15 protein-coding genes are annotated in these 14,428 nt (G+C 65.6%); all 15 read right to left on the reverse strand.

Annotated features, from left to right (window positions below; translation table 11 throughout):
- The 15 genes from LQF09_RS14810 to ndk all read right to left on the reverse strand — a co-directional run bounded on the left by LQF09_RS14810 (position 1) and on the right by ndk (position 14,340).
- Complete coding sequence (locus LQF09_RS14810) at positions 1–1,158, reverse strand: ATP phosphoribosyltransferase regulatory subunit (protein ID WP_002924764.1); 1,158 nt, start codon at positions 1,156–1,158, stop codon at positions 1–3.
- Positions 1,159–1,165: 7 nt separating this feature from the next.
- On the reverse strand, positions 1,166–1,351 hold the full coding sequence (locus tag LQF09_RS14815; RefSeq protein WP_002924765.1) for a DUF2065 domain-containing protein: 186 nt from the start codon (positions 1,349–1,351) through the stop codon (positions 1,166–1,168).
- 6 nt (positions 1,352–1,357) lie between these two features.
- Complete coding sequence (gene hflC / locus LQF09_RS14820) at positions 1,358–2,239, reverse strand: protease modulator HflC (RefSeq protein ID WP_270068319.1); 882 nt, start codon at positions 2,237–2,239, stop codon at positions 1,358–1,360.
- Complete coding sequence (gene hflK / locus LQF09_RS14825) at positions 2,239–3,537, reverse strand: FtsH protease activity modulator HflK (RefSeq protein ID WP_270068320.1); 1,299 nt, start codon at positions 3,535–3,537, stop codon at positions 2,239–2,241. The genes hflC and hflK overlap by 1 nt, the downstream gene beginning before the upstream one ends.
- 14 nt (positions 3,538–3,551) lie before the next feature.
- Positions 3,552–4,697, reverse strand: a complete 1,146-nt coding sequence (gene hflX / locus LQF09_RS14830) for a ribosome rescue GTPase HflX (protein ID WP_002924768.1) — start codon at positions 4,695–4,697, stop codon at positions 3,552–3,554.
- A gap of 51 nt (positions 4,698–4,748) precedes the next feature.
- Positions 4,749–4,985, reverse strand: coding sequence for an RNA chaperone Hfq (gene hfq / locus LQF09_RS14835; RefSeq protein WP_002924769.1), 237 nt, complete (start codon positions 4,983–4,985; stop codon positions 4,749–4,751).
- A 113-nt stretch (positions 4,986–5,098) separates the two neighbouring features.
- On the reverse strand, positions 5,099–6,427 hold the full coding sequence (gene der / locus LQF09_RS14840; protein WP_002924771.1) for a ribosome biogenesis GTPase Der: 1,329 nt from the start codon (positions 6,425–6,427) through the stop codon (positions 5,099–5,101).
- A 12-nt stretch (positions 6,428–6,439) separates the two neighbouring features.
- A complete protein-coding gene (gene bamB, locus LQF09_RS14845; protein ID WP_270068321.1) occupies positions 6,440–7,582 on the reverse strand; it encodes an outer membrane protein assembly factor BamB in 1,143 nt (380 codons plus the stop codon).
- 3 nt (positions 7,583–7,585) lie between these two features.
- On the reverse strand, positions 7,586–8,230 hold the full coding sequence (locus LQF09_RS14850) for a tetratricopeptide repeat protein (RefSeq protein WP_002924774.1): 645 nt from the start codon (positions 8,228–8,230) through the stop codon (positions 7,586–7,588).
- On the reverse strand, positions 8,230–9,528 hold the full coding sequence (gene hisS / locus LQF09_RS14855; RefSeq protein ID WP_270068322.1) for a histidine--tRNA ligase: 1,299 nt from the start codon (positions 9,526–9,528) through the stop codon (positions 8,230–8,232). Before hisS ends, LQF09_RS14850 begins: the two co-directional genes overlap by 1 nt.
- A gap of 90 nt (positions 9,529–9,618) precedes the next feature.
- Positions 9,619–10,857 (reverse strand): flavodoxin-dependent (E)-4-hydroxy-3-methylbut-2-enyl-diphosphate synthase, encoded by a 1,239-nt coding sequence (gene ispG / locus LQF09_RS14860; protein WP_333482871.1) that lies wholly within the window; start codon positions 10,855–10,857, stop codon positions 9,619–9,621.
- A 29-nt stretch (positions 10,858–10,886) separates the two neighbouring features.
- Positions 10,887–11,834, reverse strand: coding sequence for a helix-turn-helix domain-containing protein (locus LQF09_RS14865; protein WP_270068323.1), 948 nt, complete (start codon positions 11,832–11,834; stop codon positions 10,887–10,889).
- The gene (gene pilW / locus LQF09_RS14870; protein ID WP_083485725.1) at positions 11,831–12,637 is read right to left on the reverse strand and encodes a type IV pilus biogenesis/stability protein PilW; all 807 of its coding nucleotides are present in this window, start codon (positions 12,635–12,637) and stop codon (positions 11,831–11,833) included. The genes LQF09_RS14865 and pilW overlap by 4 nt, the downstream gene beginning before the upstream one ends.
- Entirely contained in the window at positions 12,634–13,782 is a 1,149-nt protein-coding gene (gene rlmN / locus LQF09_RS14875; RefSeq protein WP_002924779.1) for a 23S rRNA (adenine(2503)-C(2))-methyltransferase RlmN, read from the reverse strand. The genes pilW and rlmN overlap by 4 nt, the downstream gene beginning before the upstream one ends.
- Before the next feature lie 132 nt (positions 13,783–13,914).
- A complete protein-coding gene (gene ndk, locus LQF09_RS14880; protein WP_002924781.1) occupies positions 13,915–14,340 on the reverse strand; it encodes a nucleoside-diphosphate kinase in 426 nt (141 codons plus the stop codon).
- Positions 14,341–14,428 lie beyond the last annotated feature (88 nt).

Raw genomic sequence — 14,428 nt, forward strand, 5'->3', positions numbered from 1 at the left:
TTACTCTCCCTGTAACGGCACGACCGCCCAGCGATCGTCCCGCTTCACCAGTTGCCGGTCGCAGCCGGCCTCTTTCCATGTTCCTTCATGCCCAGGCAAGGCGCTCATGACGATCTCGCCACGCGCGCGCAAGTGCGCGATTGCCTCTGCCAGCCCGGCATCGCCTTCCAACGGCGCAAGCACACCGCCGGCCATCGCCGACGCGGCCGGCAGCCGCCACACCAGTTCGCGCAGGTCAAGACTGAAGCCGGTCGCTGGCCGCGCGCGACCAAAGGCCTCGCCCACGCGGTCGTAGCGCCCGCCGAGCGCGAGCGCCGCCGGCGAATCCGCACCGTATGCGGCAAAGACGACACCGCTGTGATAGTGATAGCCGCGCAGGTCGCCGAGATCGAAGCTGATCGGCAGGTCGGCAAGCGCGTCGGCCAGTTGCTGAAGTTCGCCGAGCAAGGCGCCGATACCCGCATCCTGCGGCAGGCGCGCACGCGCCTCGGCAAGCACCTCGGGGCCACCGTAAAGCGTTGGCAGGGCCAGCAGCGCCCCGCGCACCGGCTCGGCAACGTCGGCAAGCATGTTCTGCAGCTCGGGCACATCCTTGGCCTGCAGCAGATCGAAGAGCTCTTCCTCCCGCCCAGGCACCAGGCCCGCACGCGACGCCAGCGCGTGGAAGATGCCCACGTGACCGATGTCGATACGCGAGGCGGGCACCTCGGCCAGGCGCAGCACCTCCGCCAGCAGGCGCAGGATCTCGACATCGGCCTCGATCCCGGCGTGGCCGTAGAGTTCGGCACCGAGTTGCAGCGGCTCGCGCGTGGCGGTGAGCGTGGACGGCAGGGTGTGCAGCACGCTGCCGCAATAGCACAGGCGCGAAACGCCCTGGCGGTTGAGCAGATGCGCGTCGATGCGCGTGACCTGCGGCGTCATGTCGGCACGCACGCCCATCGTCCGCCCGGAGAGCTGGTCGACGAGCTTGAAGGTGCGCAGCTTGAGATCCTGCCCGGCCCCCGTGGTCAACGAATCCAGATACTCGAGCAACGGCGGCATGACCAGCTGATAGCCGCGCACGCGGAAAGCGTCGAGCAGCCTGCGACGCAAGGTCTCGAGCTGGTGTGCGTCGGACGGCAGGGCGTCCTGGATGTGGTCGGGGAGTACCCAGCGCATGTGCGTGTCAGAGGAAGATGAATAGCAGGATCACCCCGACCAGCATGGAGGTCAGCCCGATGAAGCGGATCTGACCGTCGCCCATGCTGGCGAGACGCAAAAAAGTTTCGCGCCAGGCGGCTGGCGCGATGAACGGAAGGATGCCTTCGATGATGAGCATCAGCGCGAAGGCGATCAATAGCGAGCTACCCATGCGGGATCAGTTGCGCGAAGCGCCTCCCGAATCCTTCATGAAGCGGAAGAAGTCCGAACTCGGATCGACGACCATGACGTCTTCGCGACCGGCGAAACTGGCCCGATAGGCCTCCAGGCTGCGATAGAAGGAATAGAAGTCAGGGTTGCGCCCGAAGGCCTCGGCATAGATGGACGTTGCACGGGCATCACCCTCACCCATGATCTCCTGAGCGGAGCGATAGGCTTCGGCGACGATGACCTCGCGCTGGCGGTCGGCATCGGCACGGATGCGTTCGGCCTCTGCCGCACCGAGGGAGCGCAGCTCGTTGGCGACGCGCTTGCGCTCGGCCTCCATCCGCCGATACACGGACTCGGAAACCTCGTTGGGCAGGTCGACCCGCTTCAGGCGCACATCGACGATCTGCACGCCAATCGTGCGGGCGTCGCGGTCGGCACGTTCGCGCATCTGCTCCATGATGTTGTCGCGTTCGCCGGAAACAACGTCATGCACCGTGCGACGACCGAATTCCTCGCGCAGCCCGGCATTCACGGTCTGGTTCAGGCGCGTACGCGCCCGCGCTTCGTCACCCGCCACCGACTCGTAGTAGAGGCGCGGATCGACGATACGCCACTTGACGAAGTGGTCGACCAGCACGTTCTTCTTCTCGGACGTGATGAAGCGCTCCGGCTCCGGCGTATCCATGGTGAGGATGCGCTTGTCGAAGTAGCGCACGTTCTGGATGAAGGGCAGCTTGACGTTGAGGCCGGGCTCGGAGATGACCTCCTTGACCTCACCAAGCTGGAACACGATCGCATACTGGCGCTGGTCGACGGTAAACAGCGACATCGAGGCGATCATCACGGCGAGCAGCAGCGCGCCGCCAAACAGGGACATCTTGTCACGCATCAACGCTCTCCCCGCTCACGAGTGAGTACGCCACCACGGGCGCGCGGATCCGACGACGGCATCGGTGCGTTCGCACTGAGACCGGCCGCGGACTGGGAATCGGGCAGTGCCGCCGCAGGGGCACGACCACCGCTCTGCTGCATCAGCTTATCGAGAGGCAGCAACATCAGGTTGCCATTGCCCTGGGCATCGATCATGACCTTCGAGGTGCTGGAAAACACCTGCTGCATGGTGTCGATATACAGGCGCTCGCGGGTCACGCCGGGCGCACGCTGGTACTCGGCCAGCACCTGACTGAAACGACTGGCTTCACCCTCGGCGTTGGCGACGACGCGGTCGCGGTAGGCATTCGCCTCCTCAACCAGTCGCGAGGCCGTACCACGGGCACGCGGCACGACGTCGTTGGCGTAGGCCTCACCCTCGTTCTTCTGCCGCTCACGGTCCTGACCGGCCTTGACCGCGTCGTCGAACGCGGCCTGCACCTGCTCCGGCGGCTGGGCGTTCTGCATGGTCACACGGCTGACCTGGATACCGGTCTGGTAGCGATCGAGGATGCGCTGCATCAGCTCGTGCGCCGTGGTGGCGATCTCCTCGCGCCCTTCGTACAGCACGAAGTCCATGCGGCTCTTGCCGACGATCTCGCGCATCGCGGTCTCGGCCGCCTGCGCGACAGCTTCATCCGGGAAGCGGTTGTTGAAGACGTAGTTCTCCGGTGCATTCAGCACCCACTGCACGGCAAACTGGATGTTGATGATGTTCTCATCGTCGGTGAGCATCAGCGACTCGCGCAGCACCTTGTTACGCTCGGAGCCACGGTAGCCCACCTCGACGGTACGCACCCCGGTCAGGTCGACGATCTCGTGCGTCTCGAATGGCGCCGGCAACCTCCAGCGCAAGCCGGGTTCGGTGGTCTCCACGTACTTGCCCAGGCGCAGCACGACGCCGCGCTGGTTCGCATCGACAGTGTAGAAACCGCTCGCCAGCCACACCAAGGCGACCAGCACGAGCAGTACGACCATGCCGCCGCCGAACTGCCGCGGCGACAAGCTCGGCATCTGCGGACCACTGCCGCCGCCGCTGCCACCACCATTGCCGTTGCCACGACTCGGGCGCTTGCCACCGAACATGCCCGTCAGGCGCTGATTGAAGTCGCGCCAGACCTCTTCGAGGTCGGGCGGTCCCTGATTGTTGCCGCGGTTGCGGTCACCGCGATTGTCGTCGTTGCGGTTGCCGTCATCGCGGCCGCGATCGCCGTCGCTTCCGCCCTGACCACCCCAGCGTGGGTCATTGAGTGACATGAGGATGCCTGTTATCACGATTGTTCTGACCGTTCGTCTGCCGCGCCGGTTGCCCGGCCGGCGTCGTCACCGAAGGTCTGCGAGGCTACTTCGGCGAGCGCATCGCGAAGCAGGTCGAGACCTTCCCCCGTTCGGGCGCTCAAAAAAATGCGCCTGAGTTTATCACAGTCGCCCCGCTCGACCGCCGCAGCGGCTCGGGTGAGGTCGATCTTGTTCCAGACCAGGATCTGCGGCACCTCGGCGGCACCGATCTCGGCCAGGACCTGGTTCACCGCCTCGATCTGGGCGTCGCGATCCTCGCTGGCCGAATCCACCACGTGAAGCAGCAGATCGGCCTGCGCAGTCTCTTCGAGCGTTGCCTGGAATGCCGCGACCAGCGCATGAGGCAGGTCGCGGATGAAGCCAACGGTGTCCGAGAGCACCACATTCGCTCCGCCTACGTAGAGACGTCGCGACGTGGTATCCAGCGTGGCGAAGAGTTGGTCGGCCGCATAGGCCCCCGCCTTCGTCAGCGCATTGAACAGCGTCGACTTGCCCGCATTGGTGTAACCGACCAGAGAGACAGACAGAACGTCACGGCGTTCCCTGGCTCGTCGCCTGACCTTGCGTTGCTTCTCGATCAGCGCAAGACGCGTCTTGAGCATCTTGACGCGGTTGCCGAGCAGGCGACGGTCGGTCTCGAGCTGTTTCTCGCCCGGGCCTCGCAGGCCGATGCCGCCCTTCTGGCGCTCGAGGTGGGTCCAGCCGCGCACGAGCCGCGTCGCCAGGTGCTCGAGCTGAGCCAGTTCGACCTGGAGCTTGCCTTCATGGCTGCGTGCGCGTTGCGCGAAGATGTCGAGGATCAACGCCGTACGGTCGATGACCATGCACTGCAGTTCGCGCTCGAGATTGCGCTGCTGGGCGGGCGACAAGGCGTGATTGAACACCACGATGTCGCCTGCATTCGCACGCAGGGCCTCGGCGATCTCCTGCACCTTGCCGCTGCCGGCAAAGAGTTTGGGGTCGGGCGAGGCGCGCCTGCCCTGCACCACGCCCTCGACGCTGGCGCCCGCGCTACCGACCAGCAGCTTGAGCTCCGACAGGCGCTCTTCGATCGCACCCTGACCAAGGTCGAGCTGGACGAGTATGGCACGCTCGCCCGATGCCGGACGCTCAAACATGCATGTTCCCCGCGACCGTCATGCGCCGGCCGCAGCGCTTGGACACGGCTCTCAGTTGCTGCCCTCGTCCTGCTGGATGACCACGGGGCGGGCAGGCACGACGGTGGAGATGGCGTGCTTGTAGACCATCTGCGTCACAGTATTCTTGAGCAGAACGACGTACTGGTCGAAGGACTCGACCTGGCCCTGGAGCTTGATGCCATTGACGAGATAGATCGACACCGGAATGTGCTCGCGGCGCAGGGTATTGAGGAAGGGGTCTTGTAGAAGTTGCCCTTTGTTGCTCATCGTTGAACCTCTTTATATTGTGTTTATAAGAATGCGGGATTCTTGTTGCACTGCGGCATTGCAGTATGCAACGAAATCCGGGTGTGGAAAGCAGAAGTGCATCGAAAAAATGCTCAGGACCGCGTCGCGAACGGATTGTGCGTGGTGCGGAACTGGATGCGCAAGGGCGTGCCCTGAAGCTTGAACGCCTCCAGGAAGCAGCGTTCGAGGTAGCGCACGTAGGACGCCGGAATGTCATCGAGTGCATTGCCGTGAATGACGATCACCGGCGGGTTCATGCCCCCCTGATGCGCGTAGCGCATCTTTGGACGCGCCATGCCATGCCTTGGCGGGGCCTGGCGGGCGACGGCCTGCTGCAGGGTACGCGTCAGGCGCGGCGTCGCCAGGTTGGCGGTCGCCGCCGCATAGGCCGCATCGACCGATTTCAACAGGCCGTTGATGCCTTCGGCCTTGAGCGCCGAAATCTGGTGGAAACGCGCAAAGGACAGGAAGGCGAGCTTGCGTGCGATATCGGCCTTGAGGCGGTCGCGACGGTATTCATCGACCGCATCCCACTTGTTGATCGCCACCACCAGCGCGCGCCCGGCCTCGAGAGCGAAACCCGCGATGTGCGCATCCTGGTCGGAGATATCCTGCGCCGCATCGAGCACCAACACGATGACGTTGGCCTCCTGGATGGCCTGCAGGGTCTTGATCACCGAGAACTTTTCGATCGCCTCGAACACCCTGCCCTTGCGCCGCAGGCCTGCGGTATCGATCAGGGTGTAGCGCCGGCCGGCGCGCTCGAAGGGGATCGCGATCGCGTCGCGCGTGGTGCCGGGCAGATCGAAGGCGATCACGCGCTCCTCACCGAGCAGCGTATTGACCAGGGTGGATTTGCCGACATTGGGGCGACCGACGATGGCAACCTTGGGCCCCTCATCCTCGCGCGCCTCGATTTCCTCATCCACCGGGAAGGGGGCGAGCACGATGTCGACCAACTGCTTGACGCCGTCGCCATGAGCGGCGGATACCGGCAGCGGGTCACCCAGGCCGAGCGCGTGAAAATCGGCTGCGACCATGGCGCGATCGAGCCCCTCGGCCTTATTAACGACCAGGTGCACCGGGCGCCCGGCACGGCGCAGGCGCGCGGCGATGTTCTCGTCGTGCGGCGTGCGCCCGGCGCGGCCATCGACCAGGAACAGCAGCACGTCCGCTTCGGCAATCGCCTGCTCGGCCTGGCGCGCCATCTCGTGCATGATGCCGTCCTTGGCGACGGGATCGAAGCCGGCGGTATCGACCACAAGATAGTCGCGCTCGCCGACACGACCGATACCGTAATGGCGGTCGCGGGTCAGGCCGGGCTGGTCGGCGACCAGCGCATCGCGGGTGCGCGTCAGGCGGTTGAACAGGGTCGACTTGCCGACATTGGGGCGGCCGACCAGAACGATGGTGGGTTTCACTGAATCCTTGCCTCAGCGTACTTCGTACGCGGTAATGTCGCCGCCACTGCCCTGGACGACGAAGCCCCGGCCAAAGGCAACGGGATCGGCCTCGATCGGGCGGCTGCCGGCACGTTCGCGCGCGGCGAAGCGGCCGCTCTCGCGCTCGAGGGCATGGACGTAGCCCTCCAGGTCGCCCACGACCACATAGTCGCCGACGATGAGCGGACGCGACACCTTGCGGCGAGCGAGCGCGTCCTGTTTCCACACGCTTGCGCCACTGTAGGCATCGAGTGCATGCACGGCGTCGTTGTCGTCGGTGATCATGGCAAAGCGGGCGTCGCGGTCCATGCCCACGCTGCTGGAGAAATCGCGCGCCCACAGGGCGTTGCCATTGGTGCTGTCGAAGCAGGCCGCGCGCCCCTGGTAGCTCACCGCGCACACCTCGCGCCGCCCGACCACGGGCGTGCCGGCAACGTCGGCCACGCGTTCAAGCTCGGTGGCGCCGCGCGGCATCGCAACGTTGAGCTCGGTGATCGCACCACCATTGGCCGCATTGATGACGACCAGGCGACCACCGGGGAAGCCGGCGAGCACCACCGACCCTTCGAGCACCACACCGGAAAAGCTGCGCAGCGCCAGCGGCGGGTTGCTACGCTGGTACACCCACCTCCGGCTGCCATCGCGCGCGTCGAGCGCAATCAGGCGGTTGTCCGAAGCGCGCACGACAACGATCTCGAACCCCACTGCCGGCGGCGCGAGCACCTCGGCACCAACCGCCGCACGCCAGCGCTCGCTGCCGTTGGCAGCATCGAACGCGATCACCGTGCCGTCGGTCGCGACCACAACAACCTGGCGACCATCGGTACCGACACCCGCAGACAGGCGCTTGTCCGCCTGCACCCGCCACACCGCCGCGCCACCCTGGAAACGAGCGACATCGCCACGATGCGCTGCGGCATAGACGCTGTCGCTCCAGACCGCAGGCTGGAAACGGTAGATGCCTGCATCACCGATATCGGCACGCCACTGGCTGACGAGTTGCGCGCTCGGCTGGAGACTGACGAGCGGCGCGGGCTTTGCTGCCGAACTCGCAAAGGGATTGAGCGAAGAGCAGCCGGTGGCGAAGACCACTGCGGCGATGAGCGGAACAACACGCAGCGAAGACAGCTTCATCGATCAGACTCCAAGGGATTCAAGCTTGACACGCACGACCTCGCGCAGCGTGACGGCTTCGTCACCGTCGCCGGCAAGTGCGTCAATCGCGCCCTGATAGGCGGCACGGGCCTCGACCAGCTTGCCCTGCGCGGCCAGGATGTCACCGCGCAGGTCGTCGAAGCGGGCCTTGTAGGCCGCTGACGGTGCCGGCTGCAGGCGGGCAAGGGCGGCGTCCAGTTCCCCCTGTTGCAGCAGCACGGCCGCCAGTCGAAGGCGCGCGAGATCGCGCAGCGCAGGGTCCTTGCCCTTGTCCGCTGCCCACTCGAGAGGCGCGCGGGCATTGACCAGGTCGCCCGCTTCGAACTGCAGCGCGGCAGACAACAGGGCGCCCAGCTGCGCGCTCACCGTCCCCGGATACTCGCCGATCAAGCGCCCCGCAGCCTCACGCGCCTTGTGCGCATCCTGCTGCTCGGCAGCCTGCTGCACGGCGTAGTAAAGCCCGCCGGCGGCAACTGCACTGCGGTTCTGGTACCACTGCCAGCCCTGCCAGCCGACCGAAGCCACCGCGGCAGCCACGGCCAGGGCGACGACCAGATTGCCGTACTGCGCCCACCACGCCTTGAGCTCGGAAATCTGCTCCTGCTCTTCGAGATCGTATACCGCCATCATTGATCCTCTTGTACTGATTCGTCGGAATACAGCAGCGCCGCCATCGCCTCGGGCAGGGCCTCGAGGCTGACACGCAATTGCACACCACCACCGCGCAGCGGCTTGAGGCCAACCTCGCCTGCGGCAGCCTCCTCTTCGCCGATGACCACCGCGACCGGCGCTGCACTGGCATCGGCCTTCTTCATCTGCGACTTGAAGCTGCCGCCGCCACAATGCATGAGCGCCGCGAAGCCATGCTCGCGCAAGGATTCTGCCGCCCGCATCGCCAGGCGCTGCGCAGCCTCGCCGACACTGACGACATAGGCGTCGGGCGCAGCACGCTCGCTCTCGCCACCGCAGGCCTGCCATAGCAGCAACAGGCGCTCGATGCCGATGGCGAAGCCAGCCGCAGGCTGCGGCTTGGCACCGAGTTGCGCAAACAGACCATCATACCGTCCGCCGGCGCAGATCGTGCCCTGCGCGCCCAGCCGCGTGGTCACCCACTCGAAGACGGTGCGGTTGTAGTAGTCCAGCCCGCGCACCAGGCGATGGTTGATGCGGAACGGGATACCTGCATCCTTGAGGAAGACCTGAACGGCCTCGAAGTGCGCCTTGGATTCGTCGCCCAGGTAGTCGGCAAGCCTGGGCGCGCCCTCGACGATGGCCTGCAGCTCAGGGTTCTTGGTGTCGAGGATGCGCAGCGGATTGGTGTGCAGGCGGCGCTTGCCATCCTCGTCGAGCTTGTCCTGATGCTGCTCGAGATAGGCAATGAGTGCCGCGCGGTGCTGCGCGCGCTCTTCGGGAGCGCCGAGCGAATTGATCTCGAGCGCGACATCCTCCAGGCCGAGGTCGTCCCACAGGCGAGCGCACATCAGGATCAACTCGGCATCGGTGTCGGCACCGGCGAAACCCAGCGCTTCGACGCCGATCTGGTGGAACTGGCGGTAGCGCCCCTTCTGCGGACGCTCGTGACGGAACATCGGGCCGTAGTAATAGAGACGCTGCGGGCCGCCCGCGGCGATCAGGCTGTGCTGGATGGCCGCACGCACGCAGGACGCCGTACCCTCGGGGCGCAGTGTCAGGTGCTCGCCGTTCAGGGCGTCCTCGAAGGAGTACATCTCCTTTTCGACGATATCGGTGACCTCGCCGATCGCGCGCTTGAACAGCGGTGTCGGCTCGACCAGCGGCATGCGGATGGGCCGGTAGCCGTAGCTCTGCAGCCAGTCGCGCACGATGTTCTCGAAGTACTCCCAGGTTTCGGCGTCGTCGGGCAGGATGTCGTTCATCCCGCGCACGGCCTGCAAGGTCTGGCTCATGAATGCGTGGTCTTTGCGTTATTGCGTTGTTGCGCTTTTGCGCGCTCGTTATGGTTTGCGGCTGAGGCTGGCGGCCCGGCCGGGCGCCTTTCAGCCGCCCTTCCTGACGTATTTCGTGGCCACGTATTCGTCGACGATGGCCTTGAACTCGGCACCGATGTTGTCACCGCGCAGGGTCACCACCTTCTCGCCGTCGACATACACCGGTGCAGCCGGGGTTTCGCCCGTGCCGGGCAGGGAAATGCCGATGTTGGCATGCTTGCTCTCGCCCGGACCATTCACCACGCAGCCCATCACCGCCAGCGTCATGTTCTCGACCCCGTCGTACTGCTCGCGCCAGACCGGCATCTGCGCACGCACATAGTCCTGGATGCCCGAGGCGAGTTCCTGGAAGAACGTGCTGGTGGTACGTCCGCAACCGGGGCAAGCGGTGACCATGGGGGTGAACGCGCGCAGCCCCATGGTCTGCAGGATCTCCTGCGCGACCACGACCTCCTGCGTGCGACTGCCGCCTGGCTCGGGAGTGAGCGAGATGCGGATGGTGTCGCCGATGCCCTCCTGCAGCAGCACCGCGAGCGCGGCCGTGGAGCCCACGATGCCCTTGCTGCCCATGCCGGCCTCGGTCAGGCCCAGGTGCAGGGCGTAGTCGCTGCGCCGCGCCAGTTCGCGATACACCGCGATCAGATCCTGCACGCTCGAAACCTTGGCCGACAGGATGATGCGCTCGCGCCCCAGGCCGTACTCCTCGGCCTTGGCAGCGGACTCCAGCGCGGAGACCACGAGCGCCTCGCGCATCACGGCTCCCGCGTCGCGCGGTTCGGCGCGACTGGCATTCTCATCCATGATGCGCGCGAGCACGGATTGGTCGAGACTGCCCCAGTTGACACCGATGCGTACCGGTTTGTCGTAGCGGCAGGCGAGCTCCACGATCGCAGCGAACTGAGGGTCACGCTTGCTGCCCGCGCCCACGTTGCCGGGGTTGATGCGGAACTTCGCGAGCGCCTCGGCGCAAGCCGGAAAATCGGTGAGGAGCTTGTGGCCGTTGTAATGGAAGTCGCCAACAAGCGGCACATCCATGTTCAGCGCCAGCAGGCGGTCGCGGATATGCGGCACGGCCTTCGCGGCGGCCTCGTTGTTGACCGTGATACGCACGATCTCCGATCCCGCGCGTGCGAGCTCGGCGACCTGCATCGCCGTGGCGAGCACATCAGCAGTATCGGTATTGGTCATCGACTGCACGACGACCGGTGCGTCGCCACCGACTCGGACCTTGCCGACAATGACCTGGCGCGTATTGTGGCGAGCCAGCGGGCAAGCGGGAATGGGCATCTGTTCTTGATTCATGACTGGGAAAGCACTCAACGCAAGGTCAGACGGGCAACCGAGCCACGGACATGCTTCGCGAGGTCGACCGGCTGACCATCGAACTCGAGATTGACGCTGCTGGCATTGCCAACGACCAAGACGAACGGGGGCGTACCCTGGACCGTACGCGAACTGCCCGCACGATTGGTGCCCGAATGCAGGATGCTGCCGGAAGCGTCACGCACCTCGACCCAGGAGTCCGCACCGAAGCGAAACACCAGTTGCCTGCCCGCGCCGTCAGCTGCGGCCTCGGGCGCGGCTGCCTGCGCGGGCGCCGCCTCGGCCTGGACGCTGCCATCACCGCCCGCAGCGGCAGTGCCTGCCGTCGGTTCGCTGACGGCGGCAGGCGCCGCACTATCCTCCGAGCCACCATTCGCCTCGGCAGCCGCAGCCTCCTCGGCTGCCGGAGGCTCTACCGCAGGCGGACTGATTGGCTGCATCGGCGCCTGGACAAATGCAGGGACCGCCTCGCTGGTGTCGTCGCCAGCGGTGGTCGCCGGCTCGGTCTGGAACCAGTCGAAATACCAGCCAGCCAGAACGAGCGCGACCAGCACCACCACGACAGCGCCAAGCGGAAAGCTCGCACGCCGCGAACCGGATCCACTCGGCAGGTCGCCATCGGCGTTGCTAATGGGCGCAAGGTCGGGCGAGCCGGCAACCGAAGCGTGCTGCAAGCTGTCGAGCAGGGGCGCGGCATCCACGCCCACGTAGCGCGCGTAATTGCGGATGAAGCCGCGCACGAAGGCCATGCCGGGCAGCGCAGCGAAGTCGTCACGTTCGAGGGCTTCGATCTGCCGCGGGCGCAGCTTGAGGGCAAAGGCGACCTCGTGCACCGACTCACCCCGTGCTTCGCGCGCACGGCGCAGCCGCGTGCCCGCAGACGCTGCCGCCTCGGCTGCGGCATCGGGCCGAACGGATTGATCTGGCTGCTGGCTGCTCACTCGTACTGTCCTTGGATCATCAGTTGATACTCACTGGAATTGCCGAAGCGGCTGCCCAGTTGCGAGGCATAGCTCGCCTCGGCATCTCGATTGCCGAGCCGGCGCTCGGTGCGCAGACCGAGCCAGGCCGACGCGGCGGTCGGCCCCTGCTGCTGGTGCAGTCGGATCAGATGCGTACGCGCCTGCTCCAGCCGTCCGCCGCGATAGGCAATATCGGCGAGGTGGAAAAGCGCGAGGCCGTTCTGTGGGTCGACCTGCAGTGCACGCTGGAACTGCAGCTCGGCGCCGGCATCGTCCTTGCGCCGCAGCTCGCACAGGCCCGCGTTCGTCAGCGGCCGGCCAGGGTAGCGGTAATAAGGGTTGCGCGCAGCCATCGCGAGCCGCTCGAGCCCCTCGCTTTCCTTGCCCTGCAGACACAGGAACCAACCATAGCTATTGTTGAAATCCGGATCTCCCGGCGCTATGCGCAGGGCGCGCTCGAAGTTGTCCCGCGCCGCCGCCAGCTCATCGACCAGCATGTAGGCGAGGCCCAGCAGGTGGAAGGCCGGGGCATAGTTGGGGCTGTCCTGAAGTGCGATCCTGGCTTCGTCGAGCGCAACGTCGTAGCGCCCGACCTCGAAGTACGCCATGCCCAACTCGACATGGACATGAGCCCGCGCCTCCTCGGGTGTAGCCGGCGTAACATCCGACAGCGGCCGGCTCGCGGCCGCGGAATCGAACGCCGAGCCGCCAGGGACCGTCGCACACCCGGCCAGCAGCGCAGCCGCCACTGCTGCGGCAGTTAGCAGCGGACGATGTCTCATCTTCGTTCCTCCGTGATCTGCGTCAGACGCACCGTGCGCCGAGTTCTGTCCTGGACCTGGCCTGCGAGCTGGCCACAGGCCGCATCAACATCGTCGCCGCGCGTCTTGCGCGTGGTGGTGACAATGCCAGCGTCAATCAGGATACCGGCAAAACGGCGGATACGTTCCGCCGGCGAGCGCTCGAAGCCCGAGTTCGGGAATGGATTGAAGGGAATCAAATTGAACTTGCACGGTGTGTCACGCACGAGTGCAAGCAGCTCGCGCGCATGCGCATCGCTGTCATTGACGCCGTCGAGCATCACGTACTCGAAGGTCACGAAGTCGCGCGGCGCACGCTCGAGGTAGCGCTGACAGGCAGCCATCAGCTCGCGCAGCGGGTATTTCTGGTTGATCGGGACGAGACGGTCGCGCAATGCGTCGTTGGACGCGTGCAGCGACACCGCGAGCGCCACCGGGCACTCCTCGCGCAAGCGGTCCATGGCCGGCACGATGCCCGATGTCGACACCGTAACGCGGCGGCGCGACAAGCCGTAGGCGTGATCGTCGAGCATCAGGCGCAACGCGGTGACGACATTGTCGAAGTTGGCCAGCGGCTCGCCCATGCCCATCATCACCACATTGCTGATGATGCGACCATTGTCCTTGTCACCGGCTTCGAGTTCCTGCACGGACTCACTCGCATCGGCCCTGGCGGCGCCCAGCAGCTTGTTGGCCAGCCACAGCTGGCCAACGATTTCCGCCGCACTCAGGTTGCGGTTGAATCCCTGTTTGCCGGTTGAGCAGAACGCGCAATCGAGCGCACAGCCCGCTTGCGACGACACGCACAGCGTGCCGCGGTTGGTCTCGGGGATGAACACGGTCTCGACCGCATTGGCGTTGCCAACGTCGAGCAGCCACTTGCGCGTACCGTCGGCCGAGATCGAATCGCGCACCGGTACCGGCGGGCGGATCGTGGCGATCTCCTTGAGCTTGGCGCGCAGGGACTTGGCGACGTCGGTCATCGCATCGAAGTCGTCGCAGCCCTCGCGATGCATCCAGCGCATCACCTGGCGGGCGCGAAAAGGCTTCTCGCCCAGCCCGGCGAACCAGGCGACGAGGCCATCGACATCGAAGTCAAGCAGATTGACCGGCTTGGAAGTGCTCATGCCTGAAACCACACCTTATGGCAGCAGCGGCCTCAAATCGCAGACCGCCCGTAATGCAAACGGCCCGCACACGCCGCATGCGGTGCGGGACGCACCGCGAAGCGTGCGCGACGGGCCGTTGGTACGGACCGCTCAGCGCGAGTAAACGTTCATGCCCGGGAAGAAGAAAGCCACTTCCACGGCAGCCGTCTCGGGAGCGTCGGAGCCGTGCACGGCATTGGCGTCGATCGAATCGGCGAAATCTGCGCGGATGGTGCCCTTGTCGGCCTTCTTCGGGTCGGTGGCGCCCATCAGCTCACGGTTCTTGGCGATGGCGTTCTCACCCTCGAGGCACTGGATCATCACCGGGCCGGAGGTCATGAAGGACACCAGATCCTTGAAGAAGGGACGCTCCTTGTGCACGGCGTAGAACTGGCCGGCTTCCTGCTCGGACAGGTGCACCATCTTGGCGGCGATGATCTTGAGACCGGCCGCTTCGAAGCGGGCGTAGATCTGGCCGATCACGTTCTTGGCGACGGCGTCGGGCTTGATGATGGACAGGGTGCGTTCGATTGCCATGGATAACTCCGGGACTGTGCTTGGTTAAAGCGGAAAGTTTGGAAAAAGCGCAAGATTTTAGCAGGTTTCGTGTGACACCGATGCGTCC

It is taken from the genome of Thauera sp. WB-2, from assembly GCF_027594845.1.
Taxonomy (GTDB): Bacteria; Pseudomonadota; Gammaproteobacteria; order Burkholderiales; family Rhodocyclaceae; genus Thauera; species Thauera mechernichensis.